The 20,919-nt window shown below is 46.1% G+C and carries 21 protein-coding genes; 10 read left to right on the forward strand and 11 right to left on the reverse strand.

Going from position 1 to position 20,919, the window contains the following annotated elements; all coding sequences use genetic code 11:
- Positions 1-98 precede the first annotated feature (98 nt).
- The 4 genes from AB8599_RS21770 to hutW all read right to left on the reverse strand — a co-directional run bounded on the left by AB8599_RS21770 (position 99) and on the right by hutW (position 4,940).
- Positions 99-2,276, reverse strand: coding sequence for a TonB-dependent hemoglobin/transferrin/lactoferrin family receptor (locus tag AB8599_RS21770; protein WP_407333822.1), 2,178 nt, complete (start codon positions 2,274-2,276; stop codon positions 99-101).
- Between the two features lie 155 nt (positions 2,277-2,431).
- Positions 2,432-2,962, reverse strand: coding sequence for a heme utilization protein HutZ (gene hutZ / locus AB8599_RS21775; protein WP_016958732.1), 531 nt, complete (start codon positions 2,960-2,962; stop codon positions 2,432-2,434).
- A complete protein-coding gene (gene hutX / locus AB8599_RS21780) occupies positions 2,959-3,483 on the reverse strand; it encodes a heme utilization cystosolic carrier protein HutX (protein ID WP_407333823.1) in 525 nt (174 codons plus the stop codon). The genes hutZ and hutX overlap by 4 nt, the downstream gene beginning before the upstream one ends.
- A 14-nt stretch (positions 3,484-3,497) precedes the next feature.
- Positions 3,498-4,940, reverse strand: a complete 1,443-nt coding sequence (hutW, locus tag AB8599_RS21785) for a heme anaerobic degradation radical SAM methyltransferase ChuW/HutW (RefSeq protein ID WP_407333824.1) — start codon at positions 4,938-4,940, stop codon at positions 3,498-3,500.
- Positions 4,941-5,105: 165 nt separating this feature from the next.
- On the opposite strand from hutW, the gene AB8599_RS21790 reads away from it, so the two are divergent.
- The 7 genes from AB8599_RS21790 (at position 5,106) to AB8599_RS21820 (ending at position 11,052) form a co-directional block, all read left to right on the forward strand.
- Entirely contained in the window at positions 5,106-5,888 is a 783-nt protein-coding gene (locus AB8599_RS21790) for a TonB family protein (RefSeq protein WP_407333825.1), read from the forward strand.
- Between the two features lie 2 nt (positions 5,889-5,890).
- Positions 5,891-6,622: a MotA/TolQ/ExbB proton channel family protein gene (locus AB8599_RS21795; protein WP_407333826.1), complete on the forward strand. Its 732-nt coding sequence runs from the start codon at positions 5,891-5,893 to the stop codon at positions 6,620-6,622.
- A complete protein-coding gene (locus AB8599_RS21800) occupies positions 6,619-7,035 on the forward strand; it encodes a biopolymer transporter ExbD (RefSeq protein WP_016958737.1) in 417 nt (138 codons plus the stop codon). The genes AB8599_RS21795 and AB8599_RS21800 overlap by 4 nt, the downstream gene beginning before the upstream one ends.
- Positions 7,032-7,892 carry a hemin ABC transporter substrate-binding protein gene (locus AB8599_RS21805; protein ID WP_407333827.1) on the forward strand — a complete coding sequence of 287 codons (861 nt, stop codon included), beginning with the start codon at positions 7,032-7,034 and terminating at the stop codon, positions 7,890-7,892. Before AB8599_RS21800 ends, AB8599_RS21805 begins: the two co-directional genes overlap by 4 nt.
- 27 nt (positions 7,893-7,919) lie before the next feature.
- Positions 7,920-8,963: a FecCD family ABC transporter permease gene (locus AB8599_RS21810; protein WP_407333828.1), complete on the forward strand. Its 1,044-nt coding sequence runs from the start codon at positions 7,920-7,922 to the stop codon at positions 8,961-8,963.
- Positions 8,963-9,727, forward strand: a complete 765-nt coding sequence (locus AB8599_RS21815) for a heme ABC transporter ATP-binding protein (protein ID WP_407333829.1) — start codon at positions 8,963-8,965, stop codon at positions 9,725-9,727. The genes AB8599_RS21810 and AB8599_RS21815 overlap by 1 nt, the downstream gene beginning before the upstream one ends.
- 296 nt (positions 9,728-10,023) lie before the next feature.
- Positions 10,024-11,052, forward strand: a complete 1,029-nt coding sequence (locus AB8599_RS21820; RefSeq protein ID WP_407333830.1) for a Gfo/Idh/MocA family oxidoreductase — start codon at positions 10,024-10,026, stop codon at positions 11,050-11,052.
- A 457-nt stretch (positions 11,053-11,509) separates the two neighbouring features.
- On the opposite strand, the gene chrA is transcribed toward AB8599_RS21820, so the two are convergent.
- Positions 11,510-12,661: a chromate efflux transporter gene (gene chrA / locus AB8599_RS21825; protein WP_407333831.1), complete on the reverse strand. Its 1,152-nt coding sequence runs from the start codon at positions 12,659-12,661 to the stop codon at positions 11,510-11,512.
- Between the two features lie 648 nt (positions 12,662-13,309).
- Here chrA and AB8599_RS21830 point away from each other — a divergent pair.
- Entirely contained in the window at positions 13,310-14,236 is a 927-nt protein-coding gene (locus tag AB8599_RS21830; RefSeq protein ID WP_407333832.1) for a LysR family transcriptional regulator, read from the forward strand.
- A gap of 137 nt (positions 14,237-14,373) precedes the next feature.
- On the opposite strand, the gene AB8599_RS21835 is transcribed toward AB8599_RS21830, so the two are convergent.
- Positions 14,374-15,498, reverse strand: coding sequence for a 1-acyl-sn-glycerol-3-phosphate acyltransferase (locus AB8599_RS21835; protein WP_407333833.1), 1,125 nt, complete (start codon positions 15,496-15,498; stop codon positions 14,374-14,376).
- A 219-nt stretch (positions 15,499-15,717) separates the two neighbouring features.
- On the opposite strand from AB8599_RS21835, the gene AB8599_RS21840 reads away from it, so the two are divergent.
- Positions 15,718-16,386 carry a hypothetical protein gene (locus AB8599_RS21840; protein WP_407333834.1) on the forward strand — a complete coding sequence of 223 codons (669 nt, stop codon included), beginning with the start codon at positions 15,718-15,720 and terminating at the stop codon, positions 16,384-16,386.
- Here AB8599_RS21840 and AB8599_RS21845 read toward each other — a convergent pair.
- Entirely contained in the window at positions 16,379-16,852 is a 474-nt protein-coding gene (locus AB8599_RS21845) for a hypothetical protein (protein WP_407334449.1), read from the reverse strand. The two genes, AB8599_RS21840 and AB8599_RS21845, sit on opposite strands and share 8 nt — an antisense overlap.
- A gap of 120 nt (positions 16,853-16,972) precedes the next feature.
- On the reverse strand, positions 16,973-17,506 hold the full coding sequence (locus tag AB8599_RS21850) for a nicotinate-nicotinamide nucleotide adenylyltransferase (protein ID WP_407333835.1): 534 nt from the start codon (positions 17,504-17,506) through the stop codon (positions 16,973-16,975).
- A gap of 264 nt (positions 17,507-17,770) precedes the next feature.
- On the opposite strand from AB8599_RS21850, the gene nadE reads away from it, so the two are divergent.
- The gene (nadE, locus tag AB8599_RS21855; RefSeq protein ID WP_407333836.1) at positions 17,771-18,607 is read left to right on the forward strand and encodes an ammonia-dependent NAD(+) synthetase; all 837 of its coding nucleotides are present in this window, start codon (positions 17,771-17,773) and stop codon (positions 18,605-18,607) included.
- A gap of 96 nt (positions 18,608-18,703) precedes the next feature.
- Here nadE and AB8599_RS21860 read toward each other — a convergent pair whose 3' ends face one another.
- From AB8599_RS21860 to traF, 3 genes are all read right to left on the reverse strand, one after another.
- Positions 18,704-19,228, reverse strand: a complete 525-nt coding sequence (locus AB8599_RS21860) for a phosphohydrolase (protein ID WP_407333837.1) — start codon at positions 19,226-19,228, stop codon at positions 18,704-18,706.
- Positions 19,229-19,315: 87 nt separating this feature from the next.
- Entirely contained in the window at positions 19,316-19,480 is a 165-nt protein-coding gene (locus AB8599_RS21865; protein ID WP_407333838.1) for a YoaH family protein, read from the reverse strand.
- 65 nt (positions 19,481-19,545) lie between these two features.
- Positions 19,546-20,715 carry a conjugal transfer protein TraF gene (gene traF / locus AB8599_RS21870; protein ID WP_407333839.1) on the reverse strand — a complete coding sequence of 390 codons (1,170 nt, stop codon included), beginning with the start codon at positions 20,713-20,715 and terminating at the stop codon, positions 19,546-19,548.
- Positions 20,716-20,919: the final 204 nt, after the last annotated feature.

Here is a 20,919-nt window from a genome sequence, read left to right on the forward strand (position 1 = left end):
TTTCATTTTTGTTGTTCTTTTGTGGTTTCTGTTTGAGTGTAACCGAAAACACCCCGTCAATGGCGGGGTGTTTTATCTTTGAATACTTACCAGTGTTGTTAGAAAACGTATTCGGCTTCTAACCCCCAATTACGTCCTGGTTGGCTACGGCGATCAATTCCTGACTCATCTTTATCGAAGCCTGCAAGATCTTCATAGTCCCAATACTCTTTATCAAAGACGTTAAAGATACCGGCACGTACCGTTAAATCAGACATAGGACGATAAAACGCCGTGACATCCGTGACACCGTAACCTGCAGCATTGACGTTATCTACGTTGTTGGCATTACTCCAATCTGAGCCAGATTTGCCCGCTACCGTTTTAAGTGAAACCTTACCACCATAAGTGTCTTCAGGGTTCGAATAACCCAACGCAATGTACGCGGTTAAAGGTGCGACCGTGTCTATTGCTTCGCCATTGGATTTGTTTTCACCCTTAGCGTAAGCAATGCTCATGTCTGAATACATCCCCATAGGTGCGCCCACTAAGTAGTCCAACGCAAGTTGCGCTTTGAACTCAGCACCGTAGATTTCAGCACGACCAATATTTTCAGTCGTCCACACTTCTTTTCCGTCTGGCCCGTTGGCGTCAACCAATCGGTTTTCAATAAAGTTCTTGTAGTCATTGAAGAACACAGCAGCATCGAAGCGTCCATAAGGCTGTTTCAGGCGCAGACCAGTTTCGTATGAAATACTTTTTTCTGCTTCAAGATCCTGATTAGGAATGAAGGTGGCACCTGTGTCGTAGAAGTAATAGAGATCTTGTAGCGTTGGCGCTTTGAATCCCTGACTGATTTGCGCAAAGGTGCTGAACGACTCCGTCCAGTGGTAAACCGTACCTAGACGTCCCGTAAATGCGTGGTTATCCGCGTCGGCATAGGTGCTGTTACCTTTCGGACTCGCGCTGAAACTGTCATAACGAAGGCCAGCATTAAGAACCAGAGCCTCATTCATCAGGAACATCTGATCTTGCACAAACACACCCCATTTACGAGATTCAGCATTCGGCACTTCTGGTGTGGCATCCGTGACCAAACCGGTATCAAGATCGATGTTGTTGTAGTTCAGGTTAAATTCATTGGCGACATAATTCGCGCCGTATACGACTTCGTGATAGCTGCTTTCAAGTTCAAAGGCTTTATTAAACTGAATATCTGCCTGCCATGCCTCGTCTTCACCGATACGTTGACGATTTCGGTTTGAAACCGTGGTGCCAAATGGTGTGGTTTTAGTCAAGGTATCGGTATTATCGTGCTGAGATTCTGATTTTAGATACGCAACTCGCCATTCCAATGAATCAAAGCCTTGGTTATTCGCTTGCCACTGGTGCTCAACGCTATAACGCTGGCGTGAATCTTCATCAGAGGCGCGGGTATTCGAGTAAGCGTAGATATAGGGCCCAAACGCGATCACATCACCTTCATCTGAAAGTCGGTCAACGTCTTGCTCTCGGTTAAAATGCTCAACCGTCACACCAATACGGTGCGCGTCATTAAGTTGGTAATATGCTTTAGCTAACACGTTATCTGAGTTGAAATCCACCGGATCTGCCGACCCACGATCAGGACCATTAATATCTGGGCCGCCGTAAGTTTGGGTTTCATGACCATCTCGATGGGTGAATATCAGCAAGGTTTCCAGATCGCCAGTACGGTTCGCCAATGTCGCTGTGGCTTTGTAGCTTTCATCAGCACTGAAATAGCCGCCTTTGACGGAAGCATAAGAGTCATCGCCCTCACCTTCCAGTAAGTCGTCTGGATTTTTGGTACGAATGATGACGGCACCAGCCAATGCATCACTGCCATATAGGCTGGAAACTGGGCCTTTGTTGATTTCAACGCGCTGGAGGGTATCGGTTTCTAACGTGTTGTTGTATTTGCGCATGACATCTGCACCTGGGTTATAGGTACCCGGTAATTCAACGCCATCCACAATGGTTTTGACGTAGTTTTCGTCGCGACCACGAATATTGAAGCCTGTTAAACCGAATCGACCATTGCCGGCCATTGACACACCCGGTTCAGCATCAACCGCTTGCTTCATATTTTGTGACAAGCTTTCTTCGAGATCTTCGTTGGTTACCACATCGACTGAAGCAGCAATATCACCGATTTTTTGCTCACTTCGGGTTGCAGATACAACCACTTCGTCAAAGGTATACACATCCTGTGCTGATGCACTTCCGGCGCAGAATATCCCCACCAAAAGCGCCAGCTTGTTTTTCTTGATTGTCATGATATTTACTCTAAAAAAAGGCAATAGGAAGCCGCTCACACTGGCCTCAGCGCAAAATTATTATTTTTATGTGAAATTTGGCTCTATGCCCGAATAACTCAGAGCGTTAAGGTTATTCGGGTATTTACGGTCACAGAGCCTTTATCGGGAAGGCGTTACACGTTCTCTTTCATTGATTTAACGTGTCCTTCATCGAGATGGACGACAGAGAGAAGATCTTCGCCTGTCACGTCGAATGCTTGGCCGAACCCTTTTACATACCGCCCAATAACAGGGTTCAAACGGTAAAGGCGGAAATCACCCAATTGGCTGAGGTTATCGATCATCTCACCAAGACGCGTTTGCATGACATCAACGCCTTGCTTCCAATGATCAGATTCACGTTCGATCAGTTCTGCGTTAGTATCGAAAGATAAGCGACGACGGGCGAAAATAGAGCGCGCTTCACCTTCGTCTTCAATCATCATGATCGACACCGCTTTGCTGTTTTTCAGGTTCTGACCGTGAGTCGCCAAATCACTAACAAGGATGTAATAGCCTTTTTCTGAAAAGGCAAAAGGGGCATAGCTTGTGTGTGGCTTGCCATCTTTGTCTACCGTGCCCAGTTGTAACGTTTTGCGGGCATCTCGGAACGCTTGAATTTCTGGTCCCAAACGGTTTTGTAGACGTTCTGCTTTATCAATCATTTTGCCAACTCCTGCTTCATGGCGTTAAACAGTTCAATTTGCTCAGGAAATAGCTGACGCTTCTTGTCGCGTCCCAAGTAAATTTTAAATACACAGTGGCCAGTGCTATCAAAGAAACCAATGTAATGGCTTTCAGAACCACGAAATGGTTTGCTGACGAAGACGATGTCAGACACGAGATCTAGTCGAAGGTGACCGTGTAACTGACCTTCCTTGCCCATCAAGTTGTAATAGCCGTGGGCAAATTTACCTTTAGGAAACGGCGCCTTGAATTCAAAAACCGAACCGCCAGAGTGAACAATGGTGGTCACTTTTCCCCATTTAGGCATGACTTCTAAAATGCCCTGACTCAACTCACCCTCTGCGCGCGCAATCATTTCTTGTGGCAGCGCCAGGGTGATCTCGCCTTCCGTCAGTTTCAGGCTTTCGACCATATTTGAAACAGGGGTATGCACATCTTCAGCAAGATAGTCTGCGACGCGTTGTTTGGTTTCTGACGTGACGATAATCGCTTGTTGCATGGTAAATACTGCTCCTATGCCGCGACGTGTGTCGCTTCGTTCTTAATAACGTTTGAATTGCCCGTAAGCGTATTACTTTGTAAGACTTCAATCAGGTTTTGAGCCAAGGTAACTGCCCAGAACTGACCGGCTAATGTCAGGCTGACATACCCGCCACCAGCGACTGATACAACATCAACTCCCGTATCCGACGCAGATTCATCACCTCTTTCAAGGTAGACCAAGCCGTTTCGCTCCCATGCATTAAACAAAGGAATTAGCGCCTCAAAGGTACCGATGCCGGCAACACGATCAAGCCTGCTTTGTGCAAGCACACCCGCATCAAATCCGGATTTCACTTCTGCCGCGACTGCGCGATTTGAAGGTGCCATTGTCAACATAGTGACAGGGTAACGCCTCTCTGCTATTGCTGACTTATACGTGTCCATATCGCGAGTTTGCATCATTTGGCAGCCATTGACGTTGCCGCCAGCACCAGCGCCAAGCGGCATAATTTCCGCGGTGGTTTTAGCCAATGAGTTATAGATGCTTCGTTCTCGGTTATCCGACGCCCAATGGTTTACGCTAAGACGTTTTTGATGATGACGGGCCATAAATTTCACGCCCATGTCGAACATGGTCGCTTTCATTTGCGTGTCAGCGGGATGAGGTAATTTGCCTTGCTCAACCATTTTGGCCATTGGTAGACCTTGCATCTCAATCAACTGATACAAATCAACACCGTGAGCACCGGACTCCATATAGTCCTGCAAATCTTGCTGCCAAACGTCGAGTGTTTGATACGGGAGGCCGTAAAGCAGGTCCAGAACAATGGGAGCGGCGTTATAGGACACCAAGGTTTGAATGGTTTTCAGCACGTCTTCACGATCATCAAGACGTTTTGCGCTTCTGCGAACATGAGAATTAAAACTCTGAACGCCAAAAGAAAAGCGATTCACCCCTGCGTCCAATGCTGCTTCAAATTTGTCGAGACCAAACCGGTTAACGCGCCCTTCAAGAGTGATTTCACAATCAGGCGTCAGTGGAAATCGGCTGCGAATATCAGAAACGATCGTGTGAATCTGCTTAGCGGATAAATCGGTTGGTGTTCCACCACCAATATATACCGCCTGAAACGGAGCTGCTTGTGTCCACGTTTGCGATGCTTTCCATCGAATTTCTTCGCGCAGCGCAGCAACGTAGCCTTCAATCAATGACGAACTGGAAGCATATTGGAAGAAATTGCAGTACGTGCAACGTACACGACAAAATGGAATATGGATATACAGGCAACGTGGTGCAAAGGTATTGGCTGGCGCTAAGGCGTGCGCCCCTTCAAGGGAAATTTGAATGTCTTCCCCTTTCACTGAGTTCATCATGCCACCAGCATGAGGACTTTTTTTGCGTGAGAATGCAAAACGGAGCGGATCTGGGGTTTGTTGCCCAACCAGTTCTACATTGTGTAAATCAAAATTCATCGCCAGAAACGACCTTCTAAAGACAACAGCACCACACAACGGCCTGTTTTCAATTCGAATACATCATATTCATATCAAATGATAATGCAACTGATAATTGATCTCATTGGTATTTCATGCATAATGCACTCAGATTTAGTCGTTTTCACGAATCAGGAGAAAAGTGTGAACGTTCGACGGTACGTTGTGTGTGGTGTCGTTTCAGTTGCGCTGCATAGTTTGGCCCTTTCGGCTCAGCAACCTCCACCACCCCAGTTTGCAATTAGCGATGCCCATGCAGGTAATCGTGTCGCTATCCAACTTGTTGCTGCCCACGTGCCACCGCCAGAGCCTATCGCGGAAAAAAGCACTGATGAGAAAGCAGAAAAGGTAACCGAACCGAAAACAGAGAAATCTCCCACAGAGAAACCCTCTATCGAGGAGAAGCCGAGGATTGAAAAGCCAAAGATTGAAAAACCAGTTCTCGATAAGCCGATCGCTAAAAAGACCAAGACGAAAGAGCACAAGCCGGTTCAAAAGAAAACACCGAAGCCTACCGAAAAAGCTAATCCCTTGGAGAAAACTCATCCTCAGGAGAAAGCCAAACCATTGGATAAGGCTAAGCCAATAGAGAAGCCAGTAGACACTGTCTCGAATTCAGCGATGAATCAAGCCAAAGACAGTGCGCCAGTGATGGTTGAACGCCCGCAGTTTAAAGTGCGCCCTTCTCAGCCTACCTATCCACGTATGGCTATGCGAAAAGGCATGCAAGGTAATGTATTAATTGAAGTATGGCTCGATGAGAGCGGCAATCAAATCAAACAAGCACTGGTGAAAAGCTCGGGCTTTGACCTGCTTGATAGTGCCGCCATAAGCGCGGTGAAAAAGTGGCGATTTCAAAGCCACACAGTTAACGGTGTTGCATTAGCACACCGAGTCAGAATTCCTGTTCGTTTTAATTTGGATTAACCATGTTGGATTTACACTTTTTCTCATCCATTCACGCTCAGCTAGGCATCATGACTTGGCCGTTGACCATTCTCTCCACGCTGATGCTGATGTTGATTGTCGAGCGCTTAATTTTCGTCGCGCTCAACACAAAAACCCACAGTCGAACTCTTCAAAAAGAGATCTACACCCTTTCACTGACAAACGACGACGAGCTGAATCGCTACGTCGATAACCATCAACAAGAGAAAAGCACGTTATCACAAGGGCTTTGTATGTTGATTAGCCATCGTCAATTCACTAAATCGCTTCGCGAAGAAGCCGTTAGCATTTGGCTTCAGAAAAAGCGCCGGCAATTTACCTCGGGCCTCAAATTACTGAACGTGATTGGCGTACTTAGCCCTTTGATTGGCCTTTTGGGTACCGTTATCGGTTTGATTGAGATGTTCAAAGGCCTTTCCGCTACGCAAGGCGGCATATCTCCCGCAGAGCTTGCAGATGGTCTAGGTTTGGCCATGTCCACCACAGCGGCTGGTCTCCTGATCGCCCTTCCTGCCATAGCGGCATCTCAGTTATTTAGCCTGTGGGCAGACCGCACTTTAGCGAAAATCGAATACGTACTAAACCACTTCAATTTACACCTAGCAGGCGTGTCTTTTGATGAAAGTGACACCTGCTGTGTGAAGGCAACGCAGTGTCCACCGTGCACGAATCAAGTCGCGCCTTGTCAATCGGCACAAGGCGGAGAAGCATGATCCAATCACGTCCTGACAACGAAATCAGCACCTTTACGCCCGACCTTACGCCGCTGCTCGACATCATTTTTATTGTGATGGTGTTTCTATTGCTGACCGCCAACGTGGAATTCAAAAGCATGGAAATTGCTATTCCACAAACCAACGACAGCGCCGTGTTGGATTCCCCTAACCAAAATGTCATTGCCATCAATATATTAGCGGGATCTCCCGCGTGGGCAATTCAAGGCATACCAATGGATAACTGGGAAGCGTTCACGAGCGCCTTATTAGACGCAATAAAGGCAAATCCAGATAAAACCGTGGTCATAGCCGCAGATAAAACGGCAGATGTCCAAAGCATGCTCAAAGTGCTGGCCTTTATGCAAAACAACAAAATCACTGCCACTAACATTGTGATGGAAGAAGAATGAAAACGAATAAATCAATTAAAGCGCTCTCATTAACTCTTTGTATGTTGATCAGCCCGCTCTCTATGGCAGCAGACACAGAGACGCGCATTATTAGCGCAGGTTCAACCGTGACAGAATTGCTCTTCGCACTCGGTGCTGACAATAAAGTGATCGCTGTCGATTTAACCAGTCGCCACTATCTCGATCAACGAGACATTCCAGTGTTGGGCTATCACAGACAACTCGCCGCGGAAGGTCTTCTTGCTCTCAGCCCTACTCACTTACTCGGTTCACCAGACATGGGACCTGATTCAACATTGCAACTGCTTAAGCAAGCAGGTGTCACCGTTGAAGCCTTGCCAACAGGCAATTCCATTGACGCATTTCATGACCGTGTCGATACCATTGCGCAAATCACCGATACAGAGCAACAAGGTGAGCTTATTAAAAAGCAGGTTGAAGAAAGAATCGGCGCGTTGAATGCACAACAACCCGTTAACGCACCTTCGGTTCTATTCATGATGCTCTCGGATGGGAGGCCAATGACAGTGGCTGGCGATCAAACCACCGTCAATACCGTGATTAAACTGGCTGGCGGCAACAATCCAGCAGCAAAAGAGAGCACCAGCTACAAGCCCCTTTCAGCGGAAGCCATTGTGACGCTGCAACCCGACTACATATTGGTGTCAGATCGCACATTGGAACAAGTTGGTGGCATGGACGGCATGCTAAGGCAACAACCTCTGCTTGCCGCTACCCCGGCGTTTCAAAACAACAAGGTGATACCTATCCGTGGTCACTCGATTTTAGGCGGGTTTGGATTAGCAAGCCTTGAGTTGGCAACGTCGCTTAATACCCGTTTTAACAACGATAACTAACACGCAGCGGAAATAACGGAATACAGAATGAACGAGTTAATGACGCGTCGCGTACCTGTTCGATGGATGCTGCTATTTGCGACCATCTTGCTATACACCGCCATGGTGAGTTCCATCACACTGGGCCCAATGGACATCAGTATCACAGATAGCCTAAAAGCCTTACTCCCAATAAAAGCAGACCTGCCAAATTATGTCAGCGTTATCATTCAGCAAGTGCGATTACCTAGAACCCTGTTAGCCATTGCCATTGGTGGCATTTTGGCTATCTGTGGCGCTGTGATGCAGGGGCTTTTCAGAAACCCACTGGCTGACCCAGGTATTATTGGCGTGTCCGCCGGTGCTTCATTGGGCGCAGCGATTGCCATCGTGTTGTTTGGTGGAGTCATTGGACACACCGCCTTTCTAACGTTGGGGACGGTTCCTCTGTTTGCTTTTCTCGGCGGCGCGGCGGCCACTTTCGCCATTTACTACTTAGGCACAAACAGCAACGGCACATCTGTCACTATCATGTTGTTAGCTGGCGTAGCGCTTGGCGCAATTGCTGGTGCGGGAATGGGGCTGCTTAACTATTTTGCTGATGATCAGGCGCTGCGTGATTTATCACTATGGACCATGGGATCATTAGCAGGCGCATCGTGGGATGCGATAGTTCTGGCCTATGTTTCGTTATTTGTACTGGCATTTTTCTATCAACGAAACGCCAAAAAACTCAACGCTTTATTACTCGGTGAAGCAGAAGCGCGTCACATGGGCATCAATGTACAGGCATTAAAGCGCCAGCTGATCCTACTAACCGCTGCTGGCGTCGGTATCACCGTCGCGCTGTCAGGGATGATTGGTTTTATCGGCCTCGTCGTGCCGCATATCGCACGCATGCTCACAGGGCCCGACCATCGAACCTTGCTGCCTGTTTCGCTTGTGCTTGGTGGGCTTATATTGCTGGTCTCAGACATGATCGCACGAACCATTGTGGCACCTTTAGAAATCCCCGTGGGGATTATCACAGCAGCCATCGGGGCACCTTTCTTCTTGGCGCTATTGATAAAACAACGGGGACGATTAGCATAATGAGTATTGAGATCAAACACGCTTCGCTTTCCATGGGCAACAAAGTCCTACTTAATGATGTTAGCGTTCGGTTTAACAGCGGCGAACTGACCATCATTCTAGGTCCCAATGGCACCGGCAAAAGCAGCTTACTGAAACTGCTCAGTCGAGAGTGGCCGTGCCATGGCGAGCTCAATTTCTATGACAAACCCGCGCCTGAATGGAAACCCGAAACACTGGCGCAGTCTGTCGGCATCTTGCCGCAATCGAGCAGCTTAACGTTTGGGTTTACCGTAAGAGAAGTCGTTGAACTCGGTGGGTTAGCATTGAGCGTATCGCAGCGAGAGATAAATGACATTGCGACTACCAACATGACGCAAACCGATGTGATTCATCTAGCAGAGAGGCTTTATCCAAGCCTCTCTGGCGGTGAAAAGCAACGGGTGCATCTTGCGCGGGTGCTCACTCAAGTATCCAGAGCAACGAGAAACACAGTGCTGATGTTAGATGAGCCAACTTCTGCGTTGGACATTGGCCACCAACACAAGACGTTGCGTCTGGCTAAGCAACTAGCCAGCGAGGGATCTACCGTGATCGCCGTGATCCACGACCTTAATCTGGCATCACAGTACGCTGACCGGGTCATCATGCTAAATAATGGCAAAATAGTGGCGGACGGAGCGCCTGAATCGGTTCTAACATCTGAAAACATTGAAGCGGTTTATGGTTGGCCTGTACAGGTGATCTCCCACCCTGCTAAGTGCTATCCCGTCATCTTGGCGTAAACAAGGAATTTCACGCTAACACCAAGCATCGCCAGGCTTTGCCACACATAGCCTCGACTACCAGAAACGCTCGTTTAAAGAGCGTTTTTGTTTCCTACGCACGCTGGCTCACAAAGACAGGCAAAACATATCTAATATTTTGGTATGGCGCAGTTTTGCTACGACATCACTGTTTAACGATACTAGGCTGTAGAAAAATCGGTAGAACACTTAGAGTGATTCTATCTAAAATTGTTTAATCAGCTTGGCTAAAACAGTCTTACACTCTGAGCATCAACGAAAACAAGGATCTCATAATGATTCGTACGGGTATTGTTGGCTTTGGCTTTTCTGCACAAACCTTTCATCTGCCGTTTCTCTCTGTCCTGCCCGATTTCGAGCCTGTCGCGGTTGTGTCTTCTCAACGTGATCTCGTCGGTCAAAAACTCCCAAACGCGAGCTATTATTCGAACATTGAAGAAATGCTGCGAGACGCCGAGATAGACCTCGTTGTGATTACCACACCGAATGACACCCACTATGATTTTGCCAAACAAGCACTTGAAGCAGATTGCCACGTGTTGTTGGAAAAACCTTTCGTGGTTAACAGCGGGCAAGGGCTTGATCTTCTTCACCTCGCAAATAAGCGCGGAAAAATATTGTGTCCCTACCAGAATCGTCGCTGGGACGGAGATTTTTTAACCACCAAATCACTTATAGAATCAGGGGAACTGGGTAACGTTCGTGTGTTTGAATCAAATTTTGACCGATTTCGCCCTGAAGTTAAGCAACGCTGGCGCGAACAGCCTGGTGATGGTGCGGGTATTTTGTATGATTTAGGTTCACACCTCGTTGATCAGGCGCTTTTTCTATTTGGTGAGCCTTTGGCTATTACTGCTCATTGCAAAGCGATGCGCAATCAATCCAAAGCCACTGATTACTTTCACATGACTCTTCACTATTCAGACAAAGAAGTCATTCTTAATTCCAGCCCATTCCGATCAGGCAAAGGCGCGCGATTTGTTGTGCAAGGTGACAAAGCCACCTTCTCTTGCAACGGTTTAGACGTACAAGAACAGCAATTACGTGACGGTGTCACAGTGACATATTCTGAATTTGGTCGTCAGCAGCACCAAGGCAAGCTAGAAATTGGTGACAACGTCACTGAAAAAGATATCGAACTAGAATATGGCTGCTATTCGGATCTCTTTGCTCAACTCGCAAGCGCAATTCTAAACGGCACACCTCCGCCTGTTGATACCTATGATGCAGTGAAGGTCATATACGCCTTGGAGCTTGCACAGCACTCATCTCAGGCTGGCAGAACAGAGCGCTGGGAGTTCTAACCCGCTTCATTGTCTTACTAATCTTCATTAATGCCAGTATGTTAACTGGCATTAATGAATCAATAAATCCCTAACCACTCCCCCACATTCCGGATGTCGATTTCTTGTCTTACTGATTTATTTAGTACTAAAACTCAGGCTTTCTTCTTTCTTCTTTCTTCTTTCTTCTTTCTTCTTTCTCTTTTAGCCTTTCTCGCACCATATAAAGCTATAAAGCTATAAAGCTATAAAGCTATAAAGCTATAAAGCTATAAAGATTAGAGGCAATACGGCGGGTGATTCAAACACTCAAAGAATCAGAACAACCAGTGTAAACTCATCAATCGTGAACAGAACACTAAAGTTATAGTGCGTTTAAGTGACAGACATTTAACAGATCAGAAAAATGCATCAGATACAAAAAAGCCTGCACAAGGCAGGCTCTTCAGCACTCAATCAAACATGTCTCAACAGAAGTTTACATCACGCTCTTTGCAATGACGTAAACGAGCATGCCCGCGAGCAGCCAGAACACAGACAGGTTAAACTTACGTAATACAACAAAGCCAACCACCACTGCCACTATGTCTGCAATGCCATGAACCGCTGACACCCAAACGGGCTGATAGAAAGCAGCAACAAGCAAGCCGACCACTGCGGCATTGATCAATACCACCGACCCTGCGAACTTATTGTGATTCATGACTTTTTGCCAAACTGGGATGGCGGCAAACAGGAGCAACGCACCCGGCAAGAAAATGGCAACTGTTGCAATGACACTGCCGATAACAGGGTGAATACCCTCCATCGATGCGCCAACGTAACTCGCAATCGTAAACATGGGCCCTGGAACGAGCTGAGCAGCTGCATAGCCTTCGACAAGTGCATCACCTGTTACGGCATCACCAATAAGGGGCTGCAGCAATGGCAACACGACATGGCCACCACCAAACACAAAACTTCCCGCTTGATAGAAATGGCTAAACATACTCACTAAGGGCGCACTACTTAGGGTCGGCAATATTAGAAGCGCTGCAAAGAATCCAAATAGAACCCATGTTTGCGTGAGACTCGTATCTTTGTTCGCTTTAGCCTCAGTAGGCACTGGTTTGCGGATAAACAACCAACCGAGTAAACCAGCAACAGCGATGGGCAGTAACTGTGCGATCAACCCTGACTGCCACAGAATCCAACACGCAGAACCAGTGCACACAACAAACGTGACAGCGTCACTGATAAACTTACGGGCCATTGTCCATATAGCATCAGCCACAACGACGACGGCTAACAATTTTGCCGCAGCAATGAGTATGGTCAACCACGTTGCATCACCAAGGCTAGCGCTGTATATGGCCGCGACCGTTAGCAATAAGAAAGAAGGAAACGTAAAACCAACGAATGCGGCAATCGCACCCAGATACCCTGCTCGGTGATAACCAATGAACATACCTAACTGACTGCTCGCTGGACCAGGTAAAAACTGGCACAAGCTCAGCGCCATTGAGAACTTCTCTTCTTCAATCCATTTACGCTTATCCACGAATTCACGTTGGAAATAGCCAATGTGCGCGACAGGGCCACCAAAACTCATACAACCAAGAACTAAGAAACGAATAAAAACGTCAAGCATTACAGATGTACCTCCATGATTGAAGGCGATTTTATCGAATTTTTCTGCATTTGTAGAAGCAATTCAGGCCAATGATCACTATTACCAGTATCTATTCTATCTGTCACGCTCATGCCCATTCGCTGATTTTCTGTCATATAGATCAGCGAGATCTGTTCTTTTTCTACATTTGTATGTAAGCACCCACTAACTTAGTCTCTGATTGTTTCCTAAAGAAAACAATCTGGAGTTTAACGATTAAAAACAGTGAGTTGAAATAGATACACGTATCGAAACCCCTCCCTGTAAGTAGGTGAAAGCAAATTACAAATGGCGATCTTAGGTCATTTTCTTGGTCTATACGGATCTGTGAGCCCTACTAAGGATGACGCCATGTTGTGAGGCCGGATCATTAGTCAAAGTAATGATGTGAGTTAATCGATATGGGGGTTGTTTATGGGTTTGCGCCAAGTGACCATAGAGAGATTTGTTCACGTTTTACCGTTATTGAAGCATCCAGATTTATCGGTCACCCTCGAGCGTCAGATTCAATCAATTCTTGACGCTATCTACATTAACAACCTAAACATCATCCTGTGACACTGTCACTCGTTCAGTTCTTGTCAGTTGTGATACGCTATACCCTTCTTCTCACTGATGAAATTTCACATGTTAGATAATCTCCAACAAATGGTTATCCTCGCTACCGTTGCGCATGAACAACATTTCACGCGTGCGGCTGAATTTTTGGGTATCTCAAAGTCTCAAGTCAGCAAACAGATCCGTTATCTTGAGGAGCGTCTCGGCGTTCAACTTGTGCAACGGAATACACGTTCGGTCGCGCTGACAGAAGCAGGCAAACAATACGCAGCATTTGGACGACAGATTGTCGAAACCATGCAAGATGCGGAAGCCATGGTGGCAGGCTATCGAAACGAGATATCAGGCCGTTTAAAGATTGGCATTGCGCAGTCTTTCGGTAATGCGCAGATCACCCGCCTGCTCTCTGCATTTCAAGAGAAGTATCCCGCATTGGAGTTGGAAGTCCATTTGTTCGATCATCGCCCAAACCTGGTTGAAGATGGTTTCGATTGCTGGCTGGCTATTCATGAACATCCACCTGAAGGGATGGTGGCTCGAAAGCTTGGAGATTGTCAGTTTAAGATCGTCGCCGCTTCCTCGTATTTGAATGAACATGGCGAACCCAAAAACCCTGCCGATCTGAGAGAACACAACTGCATTACTTATCAGAGCGTGCAGCGAACTTATGATCAGTGGCTATTCCAAAAGGATGGCAGTGAACAATCGGTCACTATTCGCGGTAGCTATCGAATTAATAACGCTCCTGCTGTTTTAGAAGCAGCAAAGTCAGGTGTCGGAATCGCCTATATCGCGACGTATCTGCTGAGTGACGAGATTGAATCTGGCCAACTCAAAGTCTTGATGCCAAGCTGGAAGCCGACACTGAAATTGCCCGTTTATGTGGTATACCCGCGACGTGAGTTTTTAGCGCCCAAAGTCAGACACTTTGTTGATTTTCTTGCAGAGAACATCGACGTAGCGAATCGCTACCAACCCGCCGTTGAATCCATGTAGTCATCTGACACGAGCAGCTCATTGGTTCTCATATCCAATTGGGCCCAAACGTTGCATTTTAATGTTGGACAAACAAAAAAGGGAGTGACAACGTCACTCCCTTTTTTTACGCCAATTAATCGAGTGGCCACAATAGCCTACTGTTTTATCGGGAAATCTGATTTCTTTGCGGTTGGCATCGCGTACATAGATTTCACTATCTGCGCTACGCCCTCTGGTAAAGAAGAGATCTTACTGTCAAAGAGCACGCGATCAGTATCAGTGATCGATGCATGATCTTCCCCTGCCGCGATATAGTTCGATGGGAATAAGTGATAGTTTTTATATATCTGGCGATCAATTTCAACAGCTAGTGCATCTGGCGTTTCAAATTCGTTGCCAATCACATCACCAAACGCGACATGAATTCTGCGTTTTTGTCCGACAATGCCTTGAACAATACTCTCGATATCTTCAAATTCACCTTTCTCATAAGCACCATCTTCTTGTTTGCGGTAAAGCTCGTTGGCTTTTGCTGCATCACAAGGATCGTTTTCATATGAAATAGTGACGGGAACAATGCGAAGTGAAGCAATGTACTCAGCAAAAGGAATTTTTTCACGACGCCCTTCTACATAAAACATTTTCAGAATCGCTGGATCGGTTTTATCGTTACCGTCTTTGGCGCGCCCTTCTTTTTGCGCAATCCACACTGATTGTTTTTCATCTATAGAATGCTTTATGTAAGCAGACAGCTGACCCAAAGCCTTCATCATTTCGCGCGGCCCTTTGACTGAGCGCTTAACGATAAAGCTCTTATTTAACTTCATCAGTTCAGTCGCACAGGGCTTTTTGAGCAGGTTATCGCCAATTGCAATTCTGACGGTGTCAAAGCCATGGGTATGAAGGCACCAATTCACCATGGCCGGGTCCATTGCAATGTCACGATGGTTTGAGACGAATAGATAGCTTTGGTTTGGATCAAGTTTTTCCAAACCGCTCGTAGTAAAACCTTCCGACGTATTTTTGATCATGGATTGCATATAGCTTGCTACATTCATCTGAACGTCACGCACTGTTTTAATTTTGCTCCATTTCGCACGAAGGTATTGTTTCAAAAGCGGTTTAAACAACCAGCGGAAAGAACCTGATAATTTTGGGAAGCGATATTTTAGGATAGCCGATATGAATTCGTCATCACTAACCAGACGCTCAATAGCAGCTGGGACTTCTTCATCATGGTAAGGACGAATTTCTAAGAACGGATCATTAGTTTGAGGCACGAGAATCTACTTACTCCGATAAAAACTGCGACATTTTACGCGCTTATAAGATTTCTAACATTGTTTTGATCGTCATTCATGACAGGTTGGAGGTCTTACCTCACTATCAATTGCTTAAATCGTAACAAATTGACTATTTCTCGCTCGATAAGATTTGCACCGCTTGATCTAGTTAACAAAACAAAAGAGTATGTGCGCGTCAGAACAAGAGAAATCACTATGAAACAAGCCGTCGAGTTTAATCACCATCACGCAGACACCATGATTATTGGTGCGCGCAAGAAGCAACACTATGCCAGCTATCTGCATGTACATAAAGGTGCTGCATTAATACGCCTTGGAAAAGTCGAATTACCCGTATGCGCAAACCAAGGATTCTGGCTGCCGATTGAATGCCTGAATGCCGTGACTGTCATGAAAGGCTCTCAGGTTTCTACGCTAAATTTCTCTGTGCGCACAATCGCTTTGCTTCCAAACAAAGCGGGTTACATTGAAAGTTCTCCAATTATGACTGGCATTATCGAACAGTTGCACATGCGCAAACAAAATGACGGTGTGCAGTGGGACGGTGCATATGGACGATTACTCCGCTGTGCTCGTGACTATTTAACGACAGTGTCACCTCATGATTCGAACAATGATCAATTTCGTCAATTAGTGGCTTCCATTGAGGCTTTGGCGAAAGGTCATGCCTTGCCAGAGGGAATAGGTCGAGCATTGGAAAGCGCGCTTGGCTTCTCTACCGAAGATATTGCGATTCAATTGCGTGTGCGCGAGTGGGTTCGTCTGTATAAATCAGGACGTTCAGCTAAGAAAATCGCGCTAGCGGTGTCCCTTTCAGAGTCTGAGGTTGAGCAATTGCTTAGCCAAGTGGCGGGTATTAATTAAACGGCAACTGCATTTGAAGTAAAAACTCGGTATCGCTATCTTCATGCCAACGCATATCAAAACGATACCGAGCATCACTAACATTTGATTGAGTGCTAAAACTGAAGTTTAAACCATGGTTCATAATCCAATCTTCGGTTGAGCTTTCTTTGAATGAGATTCCTTGATATTCCTCTGGCTTCCATACACCAAAACCATAGAAAGTGTTCCCTTTAGAGGTGGTTAGGTATTGTGGTACATTCAAGTCATACTTCCAACCATCCCATATTGATGGCAAAGCTGTATCTTCTACGGTCCATTCCAGTACGCTTCTTTCATATGATTGGGTGAATTTGATTTTGTATGCCCCGCCGTCTTCCAGCGTATCGGGTTTTGGCGCTTGCTGTTCAAGAAATGCCGCATGCAAAAGTGACGGCGTCACCATAAATCCTATTGCGACACTTATCTGTTTTATTCTCTGAGTCACAGTCAACACATAATCCTACAAGCTAAATAGTCCGGAGATTAACGACAATCCTCTCCAAATCAGAACGTCTTTGTTATTTCTTTATAGCCAGCGACAACAATTGGCTATCTGGTCATCATCTTACATCACACTAAAATCAGTGTTAGACAGACTAGCAGCAACACTTGGGGTTGTGAGATCTGAAATATCCAACCCTTTCTCGAGTCGCTTTCTTATCTCAGTACTTCTCACTGGAATAGTTTCAGGGCATGCCAGCACATTCCAGCGGTTTAAAATATCCTGAGCGCGATAGAACTTACTGAAGCTTAAAAAATTATCTGGCCCCAGTACGAACGTGAGTTCAGATTTGGGATATTGGTTCTGAATATGACACAGCAATGCCCAGGTCGTTACAGCACCGTCTTCTCCCAACATTTCTTCATCCAAACAGATTGCTAAGTTTGTGCAATTCGCGTCATTAATGAACCCTTTGACCCATTGGCAACGTTTTGTGAAATCGGCCATTTTCTTTCCCCAAGCATGCGAATAGCTTGGAACGAGTAGCACGCTGTCGAAATGGGCTAAGCGTTGAACCACACTAAGATGACCAAGACTGGGGGGGTTAAATGCACTACCAAAAATGGCGATTTTTTGAGGAAGTTTGACGTTGCTCATTTTTATTCGTTTTTCGACAAGGGTTTACATATAGATACTTAATCGCGGTTCAAGGTTCAATCTATTTCTTACAAATCCAATACCAAATGAGCAATAAAGCGACTTCAACACCCAATGGCTCTATCTTTCCCATTCAGTTGGCGTCATCTCACGGCGAAAATGTGTGAATTTCACGCAATAGATCGTCATATCAATGAATGATCATGATTTTAGTATCGAGATATTGCAGAATAGAAAAAAAGAAACAACGAGGAATCCCACGCAATGGAACAAGCTATCCGCGCAGAAATGCGAGTACTTCCAACTATCGATGCTGAATTCGAAGTACAACGTCGTATTAACTTCATCAAGAAGCGTCTGATCGACGCAAGAACCCAATCTTTGGTCCTTGGGATCAGCGGCGGTGTTGATTCTTCTACCTGTGGGCGTTTGGCACAACTTGCTGTCGATCAGCTAAATGAGGAAACAGGCACAACTAACTATCAGTTTATTGCTGTTCGTCTGCCGTACGGGATCCAAAAAGATGAAGATGAAGCCCAACTTGCGCTGAGTTTCATTCGCCCCACTCATTCTGTCAGCGTGAATATCAAGGATGGCGTAGATGGCATGCATGGTGCCACATTAGCAGCATTAGAAGGAACGGGGCTCATCCCCGCTGATGATGCAAAAATCGACTTCGTCAAAGGCAATGTGAAAGCCCGCGCCCGCATGGTTGCACAATATGAAATAGCCGGTATGGTTGGTGGACTCGTATTGGGTACTGACCATTCAGCAGAAAACATCACGGGTTTTTATACCAAATTCGGTGACGGTGCCTGCGATCTCGCTCCGCTGTTTGGCTTGAGCAAACGCCAAGTTCGTCAACTCGCTGCACATCTTGGTGCACCTGATTTATTGGTGCTGAAAACACCAACAGCCGATTTAGAAGAGTTGGCCCCCCAAAAAGCTGACGAAGATGCGCTTGAACTTACTTACGATGAGATCGATGATTTCCTTGAAGGCAAAGACGTATCCAATCGCGTCAAAGAAAGGCTTGTTCATATCTATACGGTGACGCAACACAAACGTAAGCCTATCCCAACGATTTACGACGACGAGTAATTTGTCGTTTTTCTGTGATAAAAAACGCGCCTATCTTGGGCGCGTTTCTGTTTTTACAGATAGAAACCAAAAAACGAAATTCGGTATAACGTGTTTTTAGTACCTTCCTATTTTGTCTCCAACTTCAATCAACATATCCAGCTCCCACCAGATCATTTCGCACAGCCCATGACGATATGTCGCTTTACGAAATTCAGAATGCTCAGATTGATACATTTTGTACTTTTCGTGATGAAAGAGTCGACACGCCTTGACGTTTGAAAGCCTGTCACATGCTTTTACAATAAGAGCATGACGCCCGGCTTCTTCAGACTCATCCAACTGAACGAGCCGTTGATGGAGTAAACGCTTTTTTGTTTTGCGATCGCCACCGATGGGATCGGTGACATAGCTGACCGACAGTGCAATCAGTTCTCCAAAATCCAAGACCAGTTCATCGAAACTCGTGGTGGTGTCTTCGAGTACATCATGCAACTGGGCAATGATCATGGCATTGATACCGAAAGGCTGCGCCAGCTTTTCAACATCGTCCAAGTGGACATAGTAAGGAAATTCACCGTACCTTTGGCCTTCATGACGTGCCCTGGCGAATGTTCTTGCTAGCAGTAAACGGTCGTTCAAAGCGATACCTAATACGTTTTCTCAAACCTCTTATAGATTACCGCCAGAGAACAAAAAGAAAACGGCCAATTATTGGCCGCTTTCACATTAATCATCTTTTTTTGCAGCTTCTTTTGCAGCTTCGCGCTCTCTGATCTCATTCGCCACAATCATTATGGCTTCTCCGCTGCTCATGCCTTGCGCCATCAGTGCGTGGATACGATCAGCAGCAACTTGCTGCTCTGCGTGCGTTAGTGTTGGCGAAATGTTCATGCGCGACCTCAAATTCTTACGATCAGAAGTCGCGTATTCTACTGCCCCACTGAACTAATGTCACCTTAGAAGGTGAAAGCAAGCTGTGCCGATGCGCCATAACTGTTGGCATCAATAATTTGTGCGGCAATATCGAAGTGAACAGTATTAAATGGTGATAAACCCAAACCTAAGGTCACCGTGCCATCTAGGGTATCTTCGAGGTCTTGAATGTAACCCGCACGCAACTGAGCCCAGCCCCACGCATTGAATTCTGTACCTAGGCGAACCAACTGCGTGTTATCTTTAATTTCAGGCCCACTCGGTGCAGAAAAGCGTTTTTGTTCATTCAAATCAACATCGATGGCAAGGGTAAGAAGATCCGTCACAAATGCCCCACCTAGCGTATAAAGTGGTGCAACTTCGTAGGTATATTCTCGGGTATACAGCACGGTTTTAATATCTTGTGAAATCAGGTTCTTTGCTGCAAAACCCAAACGAAAAGGCCCTGTTTGCCATGCTGCCCCTAAATCAACGTTAAACGCACTTTCCTCAGTTTGGTTCGCATCTGAGTCCCAATCGTCCGCGTCAAAATCATCGATAGAGACTTGGTAATGATACGTATAATATTTCTGTGATTTAGGTGTAATGCCTAACGCGATACGTTGACCTGCAAATTCAATGTTGCCCGCTAGCGCAAGGCCTACATCAACCACCGCAAATGCCAAAACGCGCGCTTTAGACGTCAGTGTGGGTGCAGGCCCTAAACCCACATTCTCTATGGCCGTGATATCAGCATCTTCCACTTCTGGCATTATCACCGCTTCGGTGTAGCCTTTCACATAGAAGTTACCTGAAATGGTCGATGTGGGTACCGCTATTGCGCCCCCAAAACCACCGCTCACATAAGCCACTTTATTTTGTAGGTTTTCAAGGGCATTAGCCGTTGCGGTTACATTGTCTGGATTTTGAGGATCGTTTGAAAAGCTATCAAATACACCACCAAAGTTTTCCAACGCATCGACTAAATCATCAGGATCACGATACTGAATACCTATAACGGGAAACAGCACACCAAATCTATGATCGGGCTCTAATGCCACCAGCGCGGGATTATGGAAACCCGCAGTGAGGTAACTTGCTGCTGCGGTGCCTGCGCCCCCCATTGCATCAATGCGTGTATCAATGCTGTAATTTGCGGCAAGTGAAGGTAAAGAAACCATGGCCAAACTTGCTGCGACTAAGCTCTTCTTCATAACGTGAATTCCATCTCTATTTATCAAAGGACGGGAGATTCAAACTCGTGTTGTTAACACGCTATCTCTCTGTTTGTTTACAACAATGATATTAGTAGACGAAATGTATCAACACAGATACGTGCCTTTAAGGTGTGACATTACTCATACGCATGAGCATAAACCGATATGAAATAGAGGAATGAAAGAAAAATAAACGTGAGA

The organism is Enterovibrio litoreus (assembly GCF_045679545.1).
GTDB lineage: Bacteria > Pseudomonadota > Gammaproteobacteria > Enterobacterales > Vibrionaceae > Enterovibrio.